The sequence below is a fragment of the Micromonospora sp. NPDC005252 genome (genome assembly GCF_042872475.1).
Taxonomy (GTDB): Bacteria; Actinomycetota; Actinomycetes; order Mycobacteriales; family Micromonosporaceae; genus Micromonospora.
Map to the genome: position 1 here is coordinate 78,917 of NZ_JBIAKN010000004.1, position 21,908 is coordinate 100,824.

16 protein-coding genes are annotated in these 21,908 nt (G+C 71.3%); 8 read left to right on the top strand and 8 right to left on the bottom strand.

The window, feature by feature from the left end; genetic code table 11:
* Positions 1 to 54: 54 nt before the first annotated feature.
* From ACFYPH_RS13430 to ACFYPH_RS13440, 3 genes are all read left to right on the top strand, one after another.
* Positions 55 to 2,025: a CRTAC1 family protein gene (locus ACFYPH_RS13430; RefSeq protein ID WP_387181596.1), complete on the top strand. Its 1,971-nt coding sequence runs from the start codon at positions 55 to 57 to the stop codon at positions 2,023 to 2,025.
* Entirely contained in the window at positions 2,022 to 3,077 is a 1,056-nt protein-coding gene (locus ACFYPH_RS13435; RefSeq protein ID WP_354856202.1) for an enediyne biosynthesis protein, read from the top strand. The genes ACFYPH_RS13430 and ACFYPH_RS13435 overlap by 4 nt, the downstream gene beginning before the upstream one ends.
* Before the next feature lie 132 nt (positions 3,078 to 3,209).
* Entirely contained in the window at positions 3,210 to 4,151 is a 942-nt protein-coding gene (locus ACFYPH_RS13440) for a hypothetical protein (RefSeq protein WP_355068020.1), read from the top strand.
* Here the strand turns inward: ACFYPH_RS13440 and rph are convergent.
* Positions 4,142 to 6,772 carry a rifamycin-inactivating phosphotransferase gene (gene rph / locus ACFYPH_RS13445; protein ID WP_387181598.1) on the bottom strand — a complete coding sequence of 877 codons (2,631 nt, stop codon included), beginning with the start codon at positions 6,770 to 6,772 and terminating at the stop codon, positions 4,142 to 4,144. The genes ACFYPH_RS13440 and rph overlap by 10 nt on opposite strands.
* Before the next feature lie 343 nt (positions 6,773 to 7,115).
* On the opposite strand from rph, the gene ACFYPH_RS13450 reads away from it, so the two are divergent.
* Positions 7,116 to 7,679 carry an alpha/beta fold hydrolase gene (locus tag ACFYPH_RS13450; protein ID WP_387181601.1) on the top strand — a complete coding sequence of 188 codons (564 nt, stop codon included), beginning with the start codon at positions 7,116 to 7,118 and terminating at the stop codon, positions 7,677 to 7,679.
* Between the two features lie 47 nt (positions 7,680 to 7,726).
* Entirely contained in the window at positions 7,727 to 8,563 is an 837-nt protein-coding gene (locus ACFYPH_RS13455) for an alpha/beta hydrolase (RefSeq protein WP_354856198.1), read from the top strand.
* A 54-nt stretch (positions 8,564 to 8,617) separates the two neighbouring features.
* Here the strand turns inward: ACFYPH_RS13455 and ACFYPH_RS13460 are convergent, their stop codons facing one another.
* Positions 8,618 to 9,331: a hypothetical protein gene (locus tag ACFYPH_RS13460; protein ID WP_355068015.1), complete on the bottom strand. Its 714-nt coding sequence runs from the start codon at positions 9,329 to 9,331 to the stop codon at positions 8,618 to 8,620.
* Between the two features lie 165 nt (positions 9,332 to 9,496).
* Positions 9,497 to 11,110 carry a ricin-type beta-trefoil lectin domain protein gene (locus tag ACFYPH_RS13465; RefSeq protein WP_354856196.1) on the bottom strand — a complete coding sequence of 538 codons (1,614 nt, stop codon included), beginning with the start codon at positions 11,108 to 11,110 and terminating at the stop codon, positions 9,497 to 9,499.
* Between the two features lie 270 nt (positions 11,111 to 11,380).
* Between ACFYPH_RS13465 and ACFYPH_RS13470 the strand changes: the two genes are divergently transcribed.
* Positions 11,381 to 12,274 (top strand): SGNH/GDSL hydrolase family protein, encoded by an 894-nt coding sequence (locus ACFYPH_RS13470; RefSeq protein ID WP_354856195.1) that lies wholly within the window; start codon positions 11,381 to 11,383, stop codon positions 12,272 to 12,274.
* A 144-nt stretch (positions 12,275 to 12,418) separates the two neighbouring features.
* Here the strand turns inward: ACFYPH_RS13470 and ACFYPH_RS13475 are convergent, their stop codons facing one another.
* The 3 genes from ACFYPH_RS13475 to ACFYPH_RS13485 form a co-directional block, all read right to left on the bottom strand.
* Positions 12,419 to 13,564: a DUF6596 domain-containing protein gene (locus ACFYPH_RS13475; RefSeq protein ID WP_363936082.1), complete on the bottom strand. Its 1,146-nt coding sequence runs from the start codon at positions 13,562 to 13,564 to the stop codon at positions 12,419 to 12,421.
* 91 nt (positions 13,565 to 13,655) lie between these two features.
* Positions 13,656 to 14,720 (bottom strand): LacI family DNA-binding transcriptional regulator, encoded by a 1,065-nt coding sequence (locus tag ACFYPH_RS13480; RefSeq protein ID WP_387181605.1) that lies wholly within the window; start codon positions 14,718 to 14,720, stop codon positions 13,656 to 13,658.
* 44 nt (positions 14,721 to 14,764) lie between these two features.
* Positions 14,765 to 16,339, bottom strand: coding sequence for a glycoside hydrolase family 43 protein (locus tag ACFYPH_RS13485; protein WP_387181608.1), 1,575 nt, complete (start codon positions 16,337 to 16,339; stop codon positions 14,765 to 14,767).
* 458 nt (positions 16,340 to 16,797) lie between these two features.
* Between ACFYPH_RS13485 and ACFYPH_RS13490 the strand changes: the two genes are divergently transcribed.
* Positions 16,798 to 19,635, top strand: coding sequence for a glycoside hydrolase N-terminal domain-containing protein (locus ACFYPH_RS13490; RefSeq protein WP_387181611.1), 2,838 nt, complete (start codon positions 16,798 to 16,800; stop codon positions 19,633 to 19,635).
* Positions 19,636 to 19,735: 100 nt separating this feature from the next.
* Here the strand turns inward: ACFYPH_RS13490 and ACFYPH_RS13495 are convergent, their stop codons facing one another.
* Both ACFYPH_RS13495 and ACFYPH_RS13500 read right to left on the bottom strand, forming a co-directional pair.
* Positions 19,736 to 20,047, bottom strand: coding sequence for a hypothetical protein (locus ACFYPH_RS13495; RefSeq protein ID WP_363936064.1), 312 nt, complete (start codon positions 20,045 to 20,047; stop codon positions 19,736 to 19,738).
* A 106-nt stretch (positions 20,048 to 20,153) separates the two neighbouring features.
* Positions 20,154 to 20,603, bottom strand: coding sequence for a hypothetical protein (locus ACFYPH_RS13500; RefSeq protein ID WP_354856190.1), 450 nt, complete (start codon positions 20,601 to 20,603; stop codon positions 20,154 to 20,156).
* Positions 20,604 to 20,851: 248 nt separating this feature from the next.
* Here ACFYPH_RS13500 and ACFYPH_RS13505 point away from each other — a divergent pair, with 248 nt between their 5' ends.
* On the top strand, positions 20,852 to 21,865 hold the full coding sequence (locus tag ACFYPH_RS13505) for a LacI family DNA-binding transcriptional regulator (RefSeq protein WP_354856189.1): 1,014 nt from the start codon (positions 20,852 to 20,854) through the stop codon (positions 21,863 to 21,865).
* Positions 21,866 to 21,908: the final 43 nt, after the last annotated feature.

Genomic DNA, 21,908 nt, shown 5'->3' on the forward strand with positions numbered 1-21,908 from the left:
CGCACCACCCGAACGCCCGACCCGGCCGGGTCGGGCACCACCCGAGGGGGATCGTTGCCACCGAAACCAGTGGGTCCGCTGCGCAGACTCATTCCCGTCGTCTTCGTCCTGGTACTCGTCGCGGGGCTGTTCACGATCTCGCGGCTGCCGTCCGCATCCGCGGCGGACCGGCGCGCGATGGCGTCGCAGTTCGCGTTCACCGAACTGCCCATCGCCCTGCCGCCGGGTCTGCCGCAGCGCACGATCCGGACGGTGAACCCGAAATACGAGCACATCCGGTCCTGGATCTCGTCGGTCGGCGCCGGAGTGGCGGTCAACGACCTCGACGGGCAGGGCGGCGCCAACGACCTCTGCCTCGTCGACCCCCGCAGCGACAGCGCCATCGTGACTCCGGCGCCCGGCGGTGGCGCCCGCTACGCGCCGTTCGTGCTGGACCCGGCGCCGTTGCCGATGGGACCGGCGATCGCCCCGATGGGCTGCACACCCGGCGACTTCAACGTCGACGGCCGGACAGATCTGCTGGTCGTCTACTGGGGACGGACCCCGGTCGTGTTCCTACAGACCGGAAACGCGGCGAGCCTGAGCCTCGCGTCGTACCACCCGGTCGAGCTGATCCCGCAGCAGCAGACCACCGACGGCCGCTACCGGGGGCCGCTGTGGAACACCAACGCCACAGCGGTCGCGGACTTCGACGGCGACGGCCGGCCCGACATCGGGATCTTCAACTACTTCCCGGACTCCCAGGTGCTCGACGCACAGGGCCTGCCGAACGTGCAGATGAACCACTCCATGTCCCGCGCCCAGAACGCCGGCGGGGCGCACATCCTGCGCTGGACCGCGGCCACCACCGGCGCCGAGCCGAGCGTCACCTACGAGGAGCAGAGCGCGATCGACCCCCGGTACGCCACCGGATGGACGCTCGCGTCGGCCTCCGCCGACCTCGACGGGGATCTGCTGCCCGAGCTGTACCTCGCCAACGACTTCGGCAACGACCGCTTCTTCCACAACGTGTCGGCCCCCGGCCGGATCAGGTTCGCCCTGGCGGAGGGGCAACGCGGCCCGCTGGACCCCAAGTCGCTGGTCGTGGGCCACGACTCGTTCAAGGGGATGGCCGTCGACTTCGCCGATCTGCGCGGCAGCGGCCGGTTCGACGCCTTCGTCAGCAACATCACCGAGTCGTGGGGGCTGGAGGAGAGCAACTTCGTCTGGCAGAACACCGCAGCCAACCCACAGGAGGCGCGGGAACGGCTGTCGAAGGGCATCGCTCCCTTCGAGAACAAGGCATCGGCGAAGAACCTCGCCTGGGTCGGCTGGGGCTGGGACGTCAAGATGGCCGACTTCGACAACAGCGGACGGCTCGTCGTGGTGCAGTCCTGCGGCTTCGTCAAGGGCACGGTCAACCGGTTCAACTGGCTGCAGGAGTTGGCCGCCAGCAACGACCTGATGCTGCGGGAGCCGGACATGTGGCCCAACGCGCAGCCGGGCGACGACATCGCCGGCTCGAACGCGCTGGCGTTCTGGGCACCGGAGGACAACGGCCGCTACGTCGACCTGAGCCCGCAGCTCGGACTCGACGACCGGACCCCGACCCGCGGTGTCGCCGTGGGTGACACCGACGGCGACGGCCGCCAGGACTTCGCGGTGGCACGCCAGTGGGGGCCGCCCGCCTACTACCACAACACCAAGGCGCAGGTCGGCGACTTCCTCGGGCTGCGGCTGCACCGGCCCGCGCTCGGCGCCGCCACGGGCAACGATGCCCGCACCCCGGCGTACGGCGCGCAGGCTCGGGTGACCACCGCCGACGGCCGCACCCAGCTCGCCCAACTCGACGGCGGCGGCGGGCACTCGGGCAAGCGCAGCTTCGACCTGTTCTTCGGCCTCGGTGACCAGGGCAGCGTGCCCGTCACCGTCGAACTGAGCTGGCGCGACCTCGACGGTGTCCAGCATCAGCAGACCCTGCCCCTCTCCGCCGGATGGCACGACCTCACGCTCACCGACCGAGCCCAGGAGCTGACCACACCATGACGGACGTCAAACGCGCCCCGGTGGGCGTGACCACCACGGCCGAGGTCGCCGACGCGACCCGCAACGGCAGCGGGCCGGACCGGGCCCGGGCCGGCGTCGACCGGCGACCGCCCGTACCCCGGGTCGACAAGCGCGACCCCCGCTACCTGGCCCTGCGGAACTTCGCCATCTCCATGTCCATCCTCAACGTGCTCGGCTACACGGTGCTCGGGTTCGAGCAGCCCTGGACCTGGCCGCTGTTCGCCCTGGCGATCGGGTACACGGTCGAGCTCGCGATCGAGGCGGTCGCCGCCCGTTCCCTGGGTCGCCGACCGGCCTACAGCGGCAACGGCGCGTGGGGCGTCTACACGTTCCTGCTGCCGACCCACATCACCGCGCTCGCCGCGAACATGCTGCTGTACGCCAACGACCTGTTCTGGCCGATCGCCTTCGCCGTGGTCGTGGCCGTCGGTCAGAAGGCGGTGCTGCAGGCCCCGATCGCCGGACGCATGCGGCACTTCATGAACCCGTCGAACTTCGGCATCACCATCACGCTGCTCGCGTTCTCCTGGGTCAACGTCGCGCCGCCGTACCACTTCACGGAGAACGTGCCCGACGTCTTCCGGATGTTCATCCCGATGGTGGTGCTCACTGCGGGCACGATCCTCAACGCGATGCTCACGAAGAAGGTCGCGCTGATCGTGGGCTGGGTCGGCGGCTTCGTCATCCAGGCCCTGATCCGGCACTTCGTCTGGGACGTACAGCTCTGGTCGGCGCTGAGCATCATGACCGGGGTGGCGTTCGTGCTGTTCACCAACTACATGATCACCGATCCGGGCACCACGCCCTCCAAGCCTCGCTTCCAGTTCATGTTCGGCGCCTCGGTGGCCATGGTGTACGGCGTCCTGATGCTGTTCAACGTCGTCTACACCCTGTTCTTCGCGGTCACGATCGTGTGCCTGGCACGGGGTCTGTTCTGGTGGGGCAGGTGGCTCGCCGAGCGGCGGGGCGCCCGCACCGCGGTGCAGCCGGTGCCACCGCCAGCGGCGGTGGAGCTGCCGATCGCCCGCTGACCCTGTCGATCCGCGTGGCCCGGCCGGCAGTCCTCCCAGGCGGAGATCCGCAGTGCGAGGACGGCCCGGCCGGGCCACGGACGGAGAGCCAGTCAGCGCATCCTGCCGTCGCAGAATTCGAGAGAGGCTGTCATGACCGCCACGCAACGACCGGCCGCGCCCAACGCGGCCACCCCGACGCCGGCACGCTCGGACCGGCGCGGCGCGCTGATCGTGGGCAGTGTGCTCGCGGGAATCGCGCTGTCCCTGCTCTGGTCGTACCAGTTCGTCGACCAGACGATCGGCGACAACGTCGCCAACACCCTGCTGGGCCACGACGCGAAGGCGACCGCGATCGGCGGCACCGCGGCGGGCCTGCTGTTCGCGTTCGTCTCGGGCCTGGCGGGCACGTTCACGGCCTGCAACATCGCCATGGCCGCCTCGATCGGGCCGATGACACACGCCGGCGCCGGCGGCACACCGGCGGCGGGGCTGCGCTTCATGCTCCGGCCGGTGGGCCTGCTGGCGCTGGGCATGGTCGTCGTCTCCGCCACGTACGGCTTCGTCGGAGTCCTGCTCGGCGACTCGCTGCCGCAGCTGTCGACGGCGACGACCGCCGGTGGCATGCCCGTACGACTCGTGCAGTCGGTGGTGGTCTTCGGTCTGATCGGTCTCGCGTTCATCTACCTCGGTCTCGCGGCCCTCGACAAGGTCCCCGATCCGTTCGCGCGCCGCCCGTTCGCCCGCGTCTTCGTGCTCGGCATGCTGGTCGGCGCCTTCCTGATCGGTCGGCCGTACCCGTTGTTCCACAAGCTCTTCCAGTGGGCCGCCGACAACGGAAACCCCCTGTACGGGTCGGCCGCCTTCGTGCTGCAGTCGCTGGGCAACATCGCGATCGTGGGCATCCTGTTCGCACTCGTCGTCCTCGCCACCCGCGGAGGGCTGATCCGCTGGCTGTCCGCGCGACCGGCACGCACCCTCGCGGTCACCGGGTCGCTGCTGCTCGCGCTGGGCGTCTTCACCCTCGTCTACTGGACCGTCCGGGTGCCGGCGATGTTCGGCTACGGCTGGTTCCCGACGATGCCCTACAACTGAGCGCGGGTGTCGGCGTCGTTCGGCGGTGACAGGATCTCGATGTACCCGTCGGTGCCGTGCACCCGGATCCGCTGCCCGTCGCGGATCAGCCTGGTCGCGTCCGCCACCCCGACGACGGCGGGCAGGCCGTACTCCCGGGCGATGACCGCCCCGTGGGTCATGAGGCCGCCCACCTCCGTCACCAGGCCCTGGACCGCGACGAACAGGGGTGACCAGCTCGGGTCCGTGTAGGAGGTGACCAGGATGTCACCGGGTTCCAGCTCGGCCTCGGCGATGTCCAGCAGGACGCGGGCTCGGCCCTCGACGATCCCGCCGGAGACCGGGAGGCCGGCCAGCGCGCCGGCCGGCACATTGTCGCGCCGGTACGCCCCGGCGATGGCCTCACCCTCGGAGGTGAGCACCCGGGGCGGCGTGAGCGTCCGGTGCCAGCGGAACGCGTCCCTCCGCCGCTGGATGAGGTGGTCGTCGACCTGGTGCGTCCGCACGACGTCGCGCAGCTCGGAGAAGGTCAGATAGAAGATGTCGTCCCTCTCGCGGAGCACGCCGGCCCGCACGAGGCGCTCGGCCTCCGGAAGCAGGGCCTGCTTGTAGACGAAGTAGCGGCTGATGATGGCGTACTTCGGATACTCCCGGTACCCGATGAAGGTGCGGACCCGGTCGATCATCCGCGTGGTCTCGTCGGCCTTCCGGTCCCCGTCCGGCAGGGCCCGCAGCCGCTCCAGCAGCGCCTCGCGCTTCTGCTGCGCCTCCTGAAGCCCCTGCTCGAACCGCCGCCCGGCGGCGCCCGGTTCGAGGAGCCTGATGTTGTCGAGGATCAGGGGTACGAGCGTGGTGGGGCGTTCGCTCCAACGCGGTCTGGTGATGTCGATCTCGCCGACGCAGCGCATGCCGTACCGGTCGAGGTAGGCCCGGATGGCGTCGCGCGCCTCGGTCCCGCCCGCGAGCCTCGGCAGCTCGTCGAGGAAGCCGTCGTCCTCGACGTCCCGCAGGAAGGCCACCACCTCCGGATGCGGTCGGATGACGTCCGCGACGTCGAGCAGTGCCAGGCCCATCTCCGACGTGATGTTGCCCGGGGCGGACAGCGTGAGGGTGTCGGCGGCGTTCTTCTCGCCCAGCCATTCGGACAGCTGCTCGTTGAGCCACCAGGTGGCCTCCATCCCCGCCATGATCGCCTGCATGCTCAAGGGATCACTGAGGATCCGCTTGTGCTCCTCGAACGCCTTCAGCAGGAAGTCGAACAGCGCCGGGCCCGTCACCGTCGCGATGTCGTGCCGCAGGGCGGCGAGAGACGCCTCGCTGCGCTCGATCAGCTCGGTGACGATCGCCGGGTCGTTCTCGATCGGGGCGGGCGTGCCGCCGACGGGCGGGCCGCTGGGACCGCCGTCCGGGAGCGTCGGAACGAAGTCGGGGCGGGCGAGGACGGTCTCCAGCGCGTCCCTGGTCAACGGATCGGACCTCTCCGCCATGCGGAGGAAGCCGGCACGGCTCGCGGGCGCTGCCAGCAGCCGGGTGGCGTCGACGAACAACCTCCCGCCGGCCTCGTGCATCGGCGCCATGGCCGTCAGCTGCCACATGGAGAGCCCCAACGGCTTCATGGCGTCGGTCATCATCTGCTGATGGCCGACGGAGAGGTAGACGTGGTTCTCCCGGTCCTCGGCCGCCGGGACGGGGAACAGCGTCGTGATCGCCCGGCTCTGCACGATCGCGACGTCACCGTCGACCAGGCACCATTCGATGTCCTGCGGGTGCCCGAAGTGCGCTTCGATCCGCCGGCCCACGTCCACCAGCCGCAGGACCTGCGCGTCCGTCAGCGCCGGCTGCTCCTGTCGTTCCGGGCTGATCGCCTGCCTCGTGGTCCCGCCGGCCGGCAGCGCCTCGATGGCGAGACGCTTTCTGGCGATCGTCCGGTCGATGATCGCGCCGTCGCGCACCCGGTAGGAGTCCGGGTTCACCAGCCCGGAGACCAGGGCCTCGCCGAGGCCGAAGCTGGCCTCCACGGACGCGACCTTCCGGTTGGACGTGACGGGGTCGGCCGTGAAGAGGACGCCGGCCGCCTGTGGAAACACCATCTTCTGCACGACAACGGCCAGGTGGACCGCCCGATGGTCGATGCCGTTGCGCTGACGGTAGGTGACCGCCCGCTCGGTGAAGAGCGAGGCCCAGCACCGGCTGACGTGCGTGCGAATCGCCGCCGGACCCCTGACGTTCAGGTACGTGTCCTGCTGGCCCGCGAAGGAGGCCGTCGCCAGGTCCTCCGCCGTGGCGCTGGATCGGACGGCGTACGCAGCTTCCTCGCCGTGCTGGCTGAGCGCCCGGCCGATGGCCGCCGCCACGTCGTCGGGCAGGGCGACCCCTTCGATGGTCCGGCGGATCTGGGCGCTGAGGTCGCGGACCTCCTCCCGGTCGTCCGGCCTCAGGCGCGACAGGTGGTCGAGCTGATCGTCGATCGAGGGCACCTCGGCCATGACCCGTCGGAAGGCGTCCGTCGTCACGCAGAAGCCAGCCGGTACGCGGATGCCGTCAATCCGCGACAACGCCCCCAGACGGGCGCCCTTGCCGCCGACGATCGCGACCTGCGTCTCGTCGACCTCGTCGAGATCTCGCACATACTGGTCGATCATCGCGCCCCGTTTCTTCGTCCGTTCCGGTGTCCGGCGGACGATTCTGCGGCAAGACCCGGGTCTTGCGGCAAGACCCCCGTTGCGATATACGTTAAAGTGGGAGCGGATAGCAGTGGTGTTTTTCCCGCTGTGAATGAAATCGTTCCGCTGATTCGTGCCTGGTTCCGCCCTTGCGGCAGGCCGTCCGGCACGTCCTCGCCGGCCCTGCACGCGCCGCACAATCCCCGTCGAAGCGCCCCGCGGCAGCGCGGCACACACCGTTGCCGGCGCACGGCGCCGCGTCGACGCTGCTCGCACCGGGTATCGAACCCGACCCGGGGCGAGCACGCGAGAGGAGATCGTCATGGCAGCGACCGCGCAGATCCTGTTCGTTCAGGGCGCTGGCGCCGGCACGCACGACGAGTGGGACAACAGGTTGGTCGACAGCCTGCGGCGCGAGCTCGGGGACTCGTACGAGGTTCGTTACCCGCGGATGCCCGACGAGGGCGACCCGAGCTACGCCACCTGGAGCGCCGCCATCCGGCGGGAGATCGCGGCACTGGACGACGGCGCCGTCGTCGTGGGCCATTCGGTGGGCGGGGCGATCCTCGTCCACGCGCTCGCCGAGCGGCCATCCGAGCGGGACCTCGCGATGATCGTGCTGATCGCCGCCCCGTTCGTCGGCGCGGGCGGCTGGCCCGGCGACGAGTTCGAGCTGCCGCACGACCTCGGTGCCCGGCTGCCGCGTGGCGTACCGGTGCGGGTGTTTCACGGGCTCCAGGACGAGACGGCGCCGCCGTCGCACGCGGACCTGTACGCGGGCGTGCTCCCGCAGGCGCGGGTGTACCGGCTGCCGGGGCGCGATCACCAGCTGAACGACGACCTCGGTGACGTGGCGAAGGTGATCAGGCTTGACACGTCTGGCTAATTGCATTAGCTTAAAGCTAACGCAATTAGCCGAACATGGAGGATCCCATGACCGAGTACCTGACCGTCGATGGCGGCACCCTGGCGTACGAGGTGACCGGCGCCTCCGGGCCGCTCGTCGTTCTCGCCCACGGCATGGGTGACAGCCGCGAGGCGTACCGCTTCGTCGTGCCGCGCCTGGTGGCCGCCGGCTACCGGGTGACCGCCGTCGACCTGCGGGGTTGCGGCGAGTCGAGCGCGCAGTGGCCCTCCTACAGCCGCACCGACATCGCCGGCGATCTGCTCGCGGTGATCCGCCACCTCGGCGGTCCGGCCGTGTTGGTCGGCCACTCGATCTCCGGCGGGGCCGCCACCATCGCCGCCGCCCAGGCGCCCGAGCTGATCACCGGCATCGTCGAACTGACCCCCTTCACCCGCAAGCAGTCGATCAAGCTGGGCGACCTGCGGGTCGCCCGCTACCGCAAGGGCATGGCCCGGCTGCTCGGCACCGGCCTGCTGGGCAGCGTGCCCCTCTGGCGCAGTTACCTCGACATCGCCTACCCGGCGAAAAAGCCGGCCGACTGGGCCGCTCGCACGGCCCGGATCGACGCCATGATGCGCGAGCCCGGCCGGATGGCGGCGATGCGCAAGATGGGCCAGTCGGCGCCGGTCGACGCCGGGGCGCAGCTGGGTAACGTCCGCTGCCCGGCCCTGATCGTCGAGGGATCGCTCGACCCGGACTGGGCCGACCCGCGAGCCGAGGGGGAGGCGATCGTGGCCGCGCTGCCGGCCGGGTTGGGTCGCCTCGAGGTCATCGAGGGCGCGGGTCACTACCCGCACGTGCAGTACCCCGACGAGACGGCAGCCCTGCTGCTCGCCTTCCTGGCCACGAACGCCCGCGCCTAGGGTCAACGCCCGCCTAGGGTCCTGAGCCCGCCTAGGGTCCTCGGCCCGCCCTGCTCAGGCCAGCAGCTGTTCCCGCATCCGCGCGCCCAGGTTGATCCGTCCCACCGCGCGCGGGCCGGCCGGATCGTGCACGTCCACTGTGTTGTTGCGACGCATCAGCGCACGGATCGGAGGTGGCAACCGGGGCGGGTCGTCCATCGCGGCGAGGATCTGCGCGGCGCTCGTGATCAGTCGATCGACGAAGGCGGCGGCGTCGGTGTCCACCCGCACCCGGCCGTACTCCCAGCCGGCGGTGGTGAGGTCGAGCACCTCGAACACATGGATCACCAGCGGGTTCGGGTCGGTCACCCGATCGAGCCGGGCCGCCCGGCCGCCGACCACCGCGACGGCGGCGGCCACCTGGGCGTACGGGTGGAAGCCGCACGGCAACGCGAACAGCGGCCACCGCAGGCCGGGACCGGCCTCCATCCACAGCGGCCGGTAGTTGCGCCGGTGCACCAGGAGCCGCCGGCCCGTCCGCCGGTGGATGTCCTGCGCCTGCGCCCGCAGATCCACGTGTGCCTCGTCGGCGACCTGGCTCAGAATCCGGGCCGCCACCACCAGGCCGTCGTCGCCGCCCAGCATTCCGGTGGCCGCTTCGACCTGCGCGGGAAACGGGTTCCGGGAGTGCGCGCCGTATCCGTGCTGGAGGTCTCGCAGCAGCGCCTGCTGCCGCCCCGGGTCGAGCTGGACCCGCCCGCCGCCCAGCAACCGCTGGAGCCAACGCATGTCGCCTCGTTTCAGCAGAGCCGTCCCGAACCGTGGCAATGTTATGCGTCGGACGTTCCCCGCGTGCCGCAGGGGTGAGCATGGAGCGGCGTGCGCCGGCCGGGCGACGCGCGGGTCGGTGCCCGCGACCGCGCCCGGCCGGCCCCGCCTACCGGGGCGGGTCGCTCAACTGCGGCTCCACCGCTGGCTGGCTGCGCCGTTGCAGTCCCAGATCTGGGTGCGTGTGCCATTCGCCGTACCGTTGCCCACCAGGTCCAGGCAGCGGCCCGAGGCGACCGCCGTGATCGAGCCGTCGGCGTTGAAGCGCCACTGTTGGTTCGCCTGGCCGTGACAGTCCCAGATGATCACCGATGTTCCGTTGGCGGTGCCGGCGTTGTAGACGTCGAGGCACTTGCCTCCGTAGACCCGCAGCTCCTGAGCGCTGGTCGAGGTCCAGGACTGATTGGCCTGGCCGTGGCAGTCCCAGATGATGGTCGTGGCGCCGTTGGTCTGGGACGCGCCGTTGACGTCCAGGCACCGGCCGGCGGACGTGCTGCGGATCGTCGACGTCGTGCTCGGTGGGGGAGTGCTCGGTGGGGGAGTGCCGCCGCCGGTGACCAGGAACATGGCGGCGCCGTGCGCCGGCACCGACGCGCTGATCGTGCCGGTGGACGTCGCGGTCGTGTGGGACCACAGGTCACGTACGGCGTACGAGCCGGCGCTGCCGAGCCCGAGCGCGCTGGCCGTGGTGGAGATCGTGGTCGTGCCGCTGCCGCGGTTGAGCAGCACTGTGGCCACCCCGCCGGTGGACATCGGCTTGCGCCAGACCTCCAGGTCGCCGGAGTCACTGATCTTACGGCCCTGCTGACCGCCCCAGTCCTGGTTGACGGCGATCACGTCGGTGTTGGTCAGGATCGTGCGGGTGGCCGCCGACATGGTGCGGATGTCGTTGCCCGCCAGCAGCGGGGCGTTCAGCAGCGCCCACAGGCTGAAGTGGGCCCGGGACTCGGTGTCGGTGGGGCCGTTGCCGACCTCCAGCATGTCCGGGTCGTTCCACGCGCCGGGTCGGGCGTACGACTCCTTGCCGACCTGCTGGTCGAGAATGCTCATGATGGAGTTCCAGTTCCCACCGATGTCGCCGGTGGTACGCCAGGAGTTGCCCACCCCCGCGCCCCAGGTCCAGACGCTGTCCTGTCCCCAACTGCACAGGCTGTAGAGGATCGGCCGGTTGGTGGCCGCGAGCGCGTCCCGCATGGCGGTGTAGCGCTGCTGCGCGCTCCGACCGAGGTGGTCGCCGCAGTTGTCGTACTTGAGGTAGTCGATCCCCCAGGATGCCCAGAGGTTGGCGTCGCGTTGCTCGTAGTTGATGCTGGCCGGGTACCCGGCGCAGGTGAGGGTGCCGGCTGAGGAGTAGATGCCGAGCTTGAGGCCCTTGTCGTGGACGTAGTCGGCGAGAGCCTTGATGCCGCTCGGGAACTTCTGCGGATCGGCGACCAGGTCGCCGCTGGCGTTGCGCTGTTTGGTGGACCAGCAGTCGTCGATGTTGACGTAGCGGTATCCGGCCGCGGCCATGCCGCTGGAGACCAGCGCGTCGGCCGTCTGCCGGATGAGCGTCTCGTTGACGTTGCACCCGAACGCGTTCCAGTCGTTCCAGCCCATCTGTGGCGTGCGGGCCAGCCCGTTCTCCAACGCCTGCGCGGGTCGGGTGGTGGTGAGCACCACCGCGCCGCTGACCACCGCGGTGCCGAGGGCGGCCGCGAGGAGCGCGGGGAGCAGTAGGGCGATTCTTCGTCTGAGCACGTGCACTCCTCCGGGTGGTTGGCGGCGAGGGCCGGCTGCCGGTCCACAGGAGCCAGGGATATAGATCACTGCCAATTTAACCCGTACGACATATGACGTCAACGCCGCCGGCATCCGGCGCGGACCTCGAAGGGTCGGAGCCTGTCGCACAGCCCCCCTGACCCACATCGTGGGAAGGTATTTAGTGAGGGTCATCTATATTGACGCCAGCTCGGCGGCGGCGACAGGATCTCGGCACCACCACCACCGCGATCTCCCCTGGGAGGCGTCATGCCCCGTCCCCGCCTGCCGCTCCTGCGGGCAGCCACCCGACTCGCCGCGCTCGCCGCGGCCACCGCCGGTGTGCTGCTCGCCGTCGCCACACCCGCCAGCGCCGCGGTCCCCACCGGCCGCTACGTCGCGCTCGGCGACTCGTACACCGCGGGTCCCCTGATCCCCACCCAGGTCGACCTCAACTGCCTCCGGTCGAACCGCAACTATCCCTCGCTGGTGGCCGCGTCCGCCGGCTCGACGTCGTTCGCTGACGTGAGCTGCTCCGGCGCCACGACCGACGACATCCTCTACGGCGGCAGCGGCGAACTGGGCATCAACGTGCCACCGCAGCTCAACGCGGTCACGTCGAGCACGGCGCTGGTGACGGTGCAGATCGGCGGCAACGACATCGGCTTCTCCGGCATCATCAGCGAATGCGCCGAGGCGAGCCTCAGCAGTCCGCTCGGCTCACCGTGCAAGAACCGGTACACCGCCGGCGGCACCGACCAGCTACAGGCTCGGATCGCGGCCACCGTGCCGAAGGTGACGACCACGCTGCAGGCGATCCGTCGGGCCGCGCCGAGCGCGCGGATCGTGGTGCTCGGATATCCGGCGATCCTGCCCGACAGCGGATACGGCTGCTGGCCCGTCGTCCCGATCGCCTACCAGGACGTGCCGTACCTGCGCGGTATCGAGAAGTCGCTCAACGCCATGCTGGCCAGCGCCGCCGGGGCGAACGGCGCCACCTACGCCGACGTCTACACGCCGTCGATCGGTCGGGACGCGTGCAAGGGCAGCGGCACCCGATGGGTCGAGGGGTTGGTGCCGCAGAACTCGGCCGCGCCCTTCCACCCGAACGCGCGCGGTGAGCAGGGCATGAGCAGCGCGCTGCTCGCCACCCTGAACAGCTGACCGAGCAGGATCGCTCGCGCCGGCCCCGTCACGCGAAGACGGCGGGGCCGGCAGTCGAAGCTGAGCCGGGACGACCGGCGCCCAGTGGTCCGCGTCGCGCCGCTGGCGACATACGTCTGAAAAAGGGGCGTCGAGCGGAAGACGTCACCGCTGTCGGCGGGCGTTGAGCCGGGCGGCCTGGCGCGTCAGGTGGTCGCGTTCGGCGAGGTTGGGGGCCTGGTGGGCCGCCTCGACGTACAGGCGGGCCGCCGTCGCGAGCTGGCCGTCGCGCTCGTGCAGGTACGCCGCCACCGCCGTGTGACGGGGCAGCGAGTCGTCCAACGCCGCGAGCGCCGCCAGACCGGCCCGGGCGCCGTCGGCCTCACCCACGGCCACCGCGCGGTTGAGCCGGACGACCGGGCTGTCGGTCAGGCGTGCCAGCTCGTCGTACCACTCGACGATCTGCACCCAGTCGGTCTCCTCGGCGGTGGGCGCGTCGGCGTGCAGCGCCGCGATGGCGGCCTGGGCCTGAAAATCGCCCAGCCGGTCGCGGGCGAGGGCCGCCTGGAGGATGTCGACACCCTCGGCGATGACGGCGGTGTCCCACCGGCTGCGGTCCTGCACGGCGAGCGGCACCAGGCTGCCGTCGGACGCGGTCCGGCTGGCGCGGCGGGCGTGGTGCAGCAGCATGAGGGCGAGCAGCCCCGCCACCTCGGGATGGTCGATGGCGGCCGCGAGCTGCCGGGTGAGCCGGATGGCCTCGGCCGCGAGGTCGACGTCGCCGGTGTAGCCCTCGTTGAAGACCAGATAGAGGACGCGCAACACGGTGGCGACGTCGCCGGGCTGGTCGAACCGCACGGTGGAGACGGTGCGTTTGGCCCGGCTGATGCGTTGCGCCATGGTCGCCTCGGGCACCAGGTAGGCGTCGGCGATCTGACGGGTGGTCAGCCCGCCGACGGCGCGTAACGTGAGCGCGACGGCGGACGACGGCGTCAGCGACGGGTGGGCGCAGAGAAAGTAGAGCTGGAGGTTGTCGTCCACCGCCGGCGTGGGCCCCGGCGCCGGCTCGGAGTCGACCAGGTCCTCACGACGGCGACGGGCAGCGTCCGTTCTCGTGGTGTCGAGGAACCGGCGCCAGGCCACGGTGATCAGCCAACCCTTCGGGTCCCGCGGCGGGTCGGCCGGCCAGACGCGGATGGCCTCGACCAGCGCGTCCTGCACGGCGTCCTCGGCCGCCGCGAAGTCAGCTCGGCGGCGGACGAGGACGCCGAGCACGCCCGGCGTGAGGCTCCGGAGCAGTGCGTCGTTCATCGCCGAGGTCATTCGGCGATGGTGGGGGGCTCGGTCAGGGACGGAGCCGCGCGCCGTTTCTCGACATGGCCGCCAAGAGAACTTTTGCGGCTCACGGGCGGAGGGCGGCGTCCGGCCGCCGGGAACCGGGCGGCCCGGTGCTGCCCCGCACGACCAGCGCGGTGCCGAGCTCGTACCGCTCCTGGGGCAGGGAATGGCCGTCGGCCAGCGCCAACGCGAGCCGGGCAGCGGTGGCCCCGATCTCGCTGAACGGCTGTCGCACCGTGGTGAGCGGTGGCGTGGTCCAGGTCGCCTGGTCCACGTCGTCGAAGCCGACGACGCTGAGGTCGTCGGGGATTCGCAGACCGGCCTCGTGGGCCGCCGCATAGACGCCGAGCGCCTGGAGGTCGTTGCCGCAGACGACGGCGGTGGGCGGTTCGGCCAGGGTCAGCAACTCACGGCCGAGGTCACGGCCGTCCTCGAAGCTGAAGACTCCGCGTCGTTCGAGGCTGCCGTCGAACGGAACGCCGGCATGGTCCAGCGCGGCTCGGAAGCCGTCCAGGCGAGCCCGCGCGGACAGGTCCTGCTGCGGCCCGGTGACCACTCCGATCCGTCGGTGGCCGAGGTCGAGCAGGTGCCGGGTGGCGGCCAGGGCGCCGCTCCAGTTGTTCGACCCGACGGCGGGCGTGGGGAACAGCTCGCCGACCGGATCGATGGCCACGAGCGGGATGCCCATGGCGGTCAGCTGTCTGCCATGCTCGGCGGTGACCAGGGAGCAGACCGCGATGACGGCGGTGGGCTGCCGCAGCAGCAGGGGCTCCATCCAGGGCAGTTCCGCCGCCACCCGATGGCGGATGTCGATGAAGCCGACCGTGCAGTCCCGGGAGCCGGCGACCTCCTGGATCCCCCGCAGGATCTCCAGGGCGATCGAGGACAGCATCTGGTGAAAGAGCACCTCGATGCAGAGGGTTCTCGCGGCGGTCTCCGGCCGGCGGTAGCCATGGTCCCGCAGCAGGGCCTCCACCCGCTGCCGGGTCTGCTCGCCCACCCCGGCGCGGCCGTTGAGAACCTTGGAGACCGTGGGAGGGGACACCCCGGCGAGCTCGGCGATCGTGGCGATGGGCAGGTCACCGCGCCGGGGCTTGCGGGGGTGGTGCCGCCGGCTCTCCTCGATCACACGGGGAGTCTACGGTGATCCGTCGATGGCGAGCCGGTCCGCGCTCAGTCGATCGGCCGCGCTGCCGGGCGGTAGTCGAACCAGTCGAAGGCGGCGCTGTCCTCGGTCACGTACATGCCGATGACCCGGCCGGTGAAGCCGCCGGCGACCTCGGTGGACAGGTAGCGCCCGTCGAGCTCGGCCAGCAGGACGCGGCCCCCGGAGGTCTCCACCTCGAACGAGATCATGTCGGAGGTGGCGGGGCGTACACCGAAGGGTTCGTCCGCGGCCGCCAGGTCCGCCGCGGAGGTCACGGTCGGCGGGTAGAGGTCGTCGGTCCGGGTGGCGATCGTCAGGACCAGCGGGCCAGCGGGTACGTCGAGGGACGCGAAGACCTGCCGGAACGGCCCGACCCGGCCGACGACGCGGACGCTGCCGGCGCGGACCTCCAGGTCGTAGTGGTGCGCCTCGTCGATTCGGATGGTGAGCCCGGCCGTGCCGCTGCCCGGATCCACCCGGGTGCCGGCACGGCAGTCATGGTGGCGCTGGCGCGTCGCCACGATCGTCGCGCCGGCGCGGTCCAGCGTCGTACCGGTGGCGTGCAGGGTGAGCCATCCGGGCCGCTCGGTCAGCGACCAGGCCGCGTCGGGGCGGGAGCGGGGCGAGATCCAGCCGGGCGCGAGGGCGGTCGCGTCGAAGTCGTCGTGGTAGGTGACCGGGCCGGGCGGGGCCGCGAGGGCCGGTGCGCTGCCGGCGGGTGCGGCGGCGACCTCCCGGACGACGTCCACGACGGGCCACCCGCCGTCCCAGCGAACCGGTACCAGGAACGTCTCGCGTCCGAGCACGTGGAAGGGCGGCCACTGGCCCTTCGCCCGGATGCCGAGAAGGACCATCCACCAGCTGCCGTCCGCGGCCTGCACCAGATCCGCGTGCCCGGCGGCCTGTACGGGCAGGTTGGTGCTGCGGTGCGTGAGGATGGGGTTGGTCGGCGCGGGCTCGAAGGGCCCCCGTGGGCTGCGTGAGCGGGCGACCGAGACGGCGTGGCCGGTGTGCGTGCCGCCCTCGGAGAGCAGCAGGTACCACCAGTCGCCGATCCGGTAGAGGTGCGGCGCCTCCGGGTACTGGCCGCCGGTGCCCGACCAGAGCGGAATCGGCCCCTCCAGCACCTGCCCCTTGTCCGGGTCGATCCGGTAGGCGTCCACTCCGGAGGTCGTCAGCCAGCAGGTGCCGTCGTCGTCCCAGGCCAGGGACGGGTCGACGTGGGGGAGGTCGAGGTAGACCGGCTCGGACCACGGGCCGGTGGGATCCTCCGCGGTGACGATGAGGTGTCGGCCCAGGCTGACGTTGGTGGTGATCACCCAGAACCGGCCGTCGTGGTGGCGGATGGTCGGCGCGAAGATGCCGCGGGACGCGTCGGCGTCCGGCGGGATCTCCAGCTGGCTGGGACGGTCGAGGACGTTGCCGATCTGTCGCCAGTTCACCAGGTCCCGACTGTGCAGGAGCGGTACCCCGGGGAAGTACTCGAAGCTGGAGCAGGCCAGGTAGTAGTCCTCGCCGACCCGGCAGACACTCGGATCGGGGTAGAAGCCGGGGACGACCGGGTTGTGGTAGCCCGAGACGGCCGGCGTGCCTGCGGACACTGGCGCCACCTCCTGCGGGGTGCATACCCTGATGCCACCAAATGTTCGCGATAACATCGTCTGCCCTGGATGCTACGAAGATGGCGTCGGGATGGCAACCCGGTCCGAGCGTCGGGGCGGGGCGGCCGGCCCGCGACCCCGGCGGGACGCTGGCGGGAAACATGGCCGACACCCCTTGACGAGCGGCACTGCCATCTACGAAGGTCTATTGAGGGAGAGGTGACGCGCCGTCGGGAGCTCGGCGCGTCGGTCCCGGCTGTGAACGTTGCTGCAGGGTGCGAACGGGCGGCACCTGTTAACGCTAACACCAGGGTGCCCCACCACACGTCTCGCACGAGACCTCGAACGGCGCGCTGGCCGTGGGCATGTCCACGACATTCGACTTCCTCGGCGGTGGCCCGGCACGGGCGCCGTCCTTCCCCCTCCTGCGCCTCTGAACTGCGCTGATTGGAGAGACCATGCCTGAAGTGACACGAAGGAACGTGCTCAGGGCCGGTGCGGCGGGCGCCGGAGCCGCGCTGCTGCCAGTCGCGTGGTCCGCCGTCGCCCGCGCCGGCTCGGTGGCGCCGCCGCAGGTGCTCGCCGCCGGCGACCTGGCCCTCTGGTACGACGGACCCGCGGGCACCGACTGGCTACGGGCGCTGCCGATCGGCAACGGCCGGCTGGGCGCGATGGTGTTCGGCAACGTCGACACCGAACGACTCCAGCTCAACGAGGACACCATCTGGGCCGGCGGCCCGTACGACTCCGCCAACACCCGGGGGGCGGCCAACCTGGCCGAGATCCGGCGGCGGGTCTTCGCGGACCAGTGGACCCAGGCGCAGGACCTCATCAACCAGACGATGATGGGAACCCCGGGCGGCCAGCTCGCCTACCAGCCGGTGGGCAACCTCCGACTCGCCTTCGGTTCCGCCAACGGGGCGTCGCAGTACAACCGGACGCTCGACCTCACCACCGCCACCGTCACCACGACGTACGTGCTGAACGGTGTCCGGTACCAGCGTGAGGTGTTCGCCAGCGCACCCGATGCCGTGATCGTGCTCCGGCTGACCGCCGACCGCGCCAACTCGATCACGTTCAACGCCACCTTCGACAGCCCGCAGCGGACGACGATGTCGAGCCCCGACGCCACCACGATCGCCGTCGACGGCATCTCCGGCGCCATGGAGGGTGTCAACGGGTCGGTGCGCTTCCTCGCCCTGGCCCAGGCCGTCGCGACCGGTGGCACGGTCAGCAGTTCCGGGGGCACCCTGCGCGTCTCCGGCGCCACGAGCGTGACCGTCCTGATCTCGATCGGTTCGAGCTATGTCAACTACCGCACGGTCAACGGCGACTACCAGGGCATCGCGCGCAGCCGCCTCGCCGCCGCCCGTGGCGTGGGCGTCGACCAGCTGCGCGGTCGCCATCTCGCCGACTACCAGGCCCTGTTCAACCGGGTGACCATCGACCTGGGTCGTACGGCCGCCGCCGATCAGCCGACCGACGTGCGGATCGCCCAGCACGCGAGCACCAACGACCCGCAGTTCTCCGCCCTGCTGTTCCAGTACGGCCGCTACCTGCTGATCTCCTCGTCGCGGCCGGGCACCCAGCCGGCGAACCTCCAGGGCATCTGGAACGACTCCATGACGCCGCCCTGGGACTCGAAGTACACCATCAACGCCAACCTGCCGATGAACTACTGGCCCGCCGACACGACGAACCTGGCCGAGTGCTTCCTGCCGGTCTTCGACATGATCAAGGACCTCACGGTGACCGGTGCGCGCGTCGCCCAGGCGCAGTACGGCGCCGGCGGCTGGGTCACCCACCACAACACCGACGGGTGGCGCGGCGCCTCGGTCGTCGACGGGGCGCTGTGGGGCATGTGGCAGACCGGCGGGGCCTGGCTGTCCACCCTCATCTGGGAGCACTACCTGTTCACCGGCGACACCGGCTTCCTGTCGGCCAACTACCCGGCCCTCAAGGGCGCCGCCCAGTTCTTCCTCGACACCCTGGTGGCCCACCCGACGCTCGGCTACCTGGTCACGAACCCGTCGAACTCGCCCGAGCTGCCGCACCACTCGAACGCCAGTGTCTGCGCGGGCCCCACCATGGACAACCAGATCCTGCGGGACCTGTTCGACGCGGTCGCCCGCGCCAGCGAGGTGCTCGGCGTCGACACGACGTTCCGCTCCCAGGTGCGCACGGCCCGGGACCGGCTGGCGCCCACGAAGGTCGGCTCGCGCGGCAACGTCCAGGAGTGGCTCGCCGACTGGGTCGAGACCGAGCGGAACCACCGGCACGTCTCCCACCTGTACGGCCTGCATCCCAGCAACCAGATCACCCGGCGCGGCACCCCGCAGCTCTACGAGGCCGCGCGCCGGACGCTGGAGCTGCGCGGTGACGACGGCACCGGCTGGTCCCTCGCCTGGAAGATCAATTACTGGGCTCGGCTGGAGGACGGCGCCCGCGCCCACAAGCTCCTGAAGGACCTCGTGCGGACCGACCGGCTCGCGCCGAACATGTTCGACCTGCACCCACCGTTCCAGATCGACGGCAACTTCGGCGCGACCTCCGGCATCGCCGAGATGGTGCTGCACAGCCACACCGGCGAGCTGCACCTGCTGCCGGCGCTGCCGAGCGCCTGGCCCACCGGCCAGGTCGCGGGGCTACGCGCGCGCGGCGGATACACCGTCGGCGTGGCCTGGACCAGCGGGCAGGCCGACGAGATCAGCGTCCGCGCCGACCGTGACGGCACCGTACGACTCCGGGGCCGGCTCTTCACCGGTTCCTTCACCCTCGTCGACGTCACCGACGGCAGCACGCCCACCACCACCCGGCCGGAGACGGATGTCGTCCAATTCGCCGTCCGCGCCGGGCACACCTACCGCGCCGCGCGGCCCGGTGTGACACCGTCGCCGACGCTGAGCAGCACGCCCACGCCCACCGTCACTCCGACCCTGAGCCCGACGCCGACGCCGACGCCGACGCCGACCGTGACGAGCACGCCGTCGCCGTCCGGTGCGCGGGCCACGTACACGGTGACGAGTTCGTGGTCGGGCGGCTTCCAGGGCGAGGTCACCGTGACCGCCGGCGCGGCCCCGATCCGTGGCTGGACCGTCTCCTGGACGTTCCCCAACGGGCAGGTGATCAGCCAGATCTGGAGCGGCGCCCACACGCAGAGCGGCGCGAACGTGCGGGTGACGAACGTCGACTACAACGGGTCGCTGCCGGCGGGCGGCTCGACGACGTTCGGCTTCATCGCCTCCGCGACCGGCGTCAACAACCCGCCGACCGACCTCACCTGCACGACGACCTGACCCGGCGCGTCCTGCGCCTGCGCTTCAGCCCGCCGTCGGCCCGGTGCCGGTGGCGGGCTGGGGCGGCCGGCGTGCGCGTCGCGTCGTCCCGGACCGTCGGCTACCGCCCTCGCTCGCCCGTGGGCCTCGCCTGCCTTCGCCACCGATAATGACGCCACACGGCGACCGCGCACGCCACGGCGACGAGCAGCGCCGCGGTGCCCTTCCACGCACGCTCGAACCACGGGCGGTCGGTGCCGAACGCCGCTTCGCCGGCGACCATGAGCCACAGCCCCGTCCACGCCCACTGCCAGCCGCGTGGCCAGGAGAAGGAGTCGGGCGGGTCGGCGAACGCGCCAGCCACGACGAACGCGGCGCCGACGACGGCGATCAGCGGTACGCCGATGCGCGAGACGACCTCCCAGAGCGACACGGACCGATCATCGCCGGTGGGCGCAAGCGCCAGCGTCACCGCGGGCCGGCGGGCGTGCGGACGGGACCCGGTCCGCCGACCGCGAGCCACCCGATCGCGGCGGTGCTCAGGAGACCGCCGCGCGTACCAGCTCGATGACCCTCTTCTCCACCTCGGGGCTCCACGTCCGCAGCGCGTACGCCACCGGCCAGATATCTCCGTCGTCGAGGTTGGCCGTGTCCTGGAAGCCCAGGGTCGAGTAGCGGTAGTTGAACTTGCCGGAGTCCTGGAAGAAGACGACGATCTTGTCGGCCGCGTTCGCGTAGGCGGGCATCCCGTACCAGGTCTTCGGCGTCAGTTCGGGGGCGGCGGCGGTCACCGCCACGTGCACGCGCTCGGCGAGCGCGCGGTCGTCGGGCGCCATCTGCGCGATCCGGTCGAGGACCGCCTGCAACCCGTCGGCCCTCTTGGCGCCCTTCTTGCCCTCGGCGCGCAGCTCGGCCGCACGCTCCTTCATCGCGGCGCGCTCCTCGGCGCTGAAGCCGTCGGACTCGGTCGTGGAGGTCTTCGCGGACATGTCGGGCTCCCTCTCGATGTTTTCCGGCCCGGCGTGGTGCCGGCTACCTGGGCAAAGGCTAGGCCGGGGCGCCGACCGGGCGCTTCTTGATTCCTGACCGGGTCGAGGACGGCGGACGGGCGGGCCGACCCGGTCCGGCGGGCCGAACGGGCCGGGCGGGGCATCCGGGTGCCGGTGCGGAGCGCTTATGCTCGGAACCGGAGCTGGGCGCGTCCCCGTCGGGGCAGGAATCGATTCGAGGGCGGCGTATGAACATCGGGGAGATCGCCCGGCGGGCGGGGGTGTCCCGCAGCACCGTGTCGTACGTGCTGAGCGGCAAGCGGACCGTCTCGGAGGCGACCCGGCAGCGGATCCAGGCGGTCATCGACGAGCTGGACTACCGGCCGAACGCCAGCGCCCGCGCCCTGAAGGAGGGGCGTACCCGCACCCTCGGGCTGGTGATCCCACCGGCGAGCCAGCGGTTGACCGACATGCAGTTGGGCTTCGTGGCCAGCGTCGTCGAGGCCGCCGCCCGCCACGACCTGGATGTGCTGCTGTCCCCGTCCGGCGGCGACCACGACCGGTCGTTCGAGCGGATCGTCACCGGCCGTCGGGTGGACGGCGTGGTCCTCATGGAGATCCGGTTGGAGGACGACCGGGTCACGCGGCTGGCCAGAACGGGTCTGCCGTTCGTCACGATCGGTCGGACGGCCGAAGCGCACGGCATGAGCTGGGTCGACATCGACTACGCCGGGCTGATCGCGCGCTGCGTGCACCACCTGGCCGATCTGGGGCATCGGCACGTGGCGCTGGTCAACCGCTCCGCCGAGCTGGTGGCGGCGGGTTACGGGCCCAGCCATCGCGCGCTGGCCGGTTTCCAGGCGGCGGTGGCGGAACGAGGTCTGGTCGGCGTGGACGTCTGCTGCGGCGACGACACGGCCTCCGGTGAGGCGTGCGTGGAGCAGTTGCTCGGGACGCATCCGGACGTCACGGCGGTGGCCACCATCAACGAGGCGGCGCTGCCCGGGATGCAGCGTGCGCTGACCAGCGCCGGGCTGTCAGTGCCGGCCGACTTCTCCGTCACCGGGGTCGCCGCCCAGCACTGGGCGGAGGACTTCCGCCCGCCGCTGACCGCGGCGGACGTGCCCATGCGGGACATGGGCGCCGAGGCGGTGTCGCTGCTGCTGGAGATCATCGCGGCCCCCGGCAGCGTGCCGCGGCATCGCCTCTACAGCCCGCCCATCTCGCTGCGGTCCAGCACCGGCCCGGTCCGGACCCACTGACCCTCCACCGGCGCGTGGGCCCCGCCCATCGGCGGGGCCCACG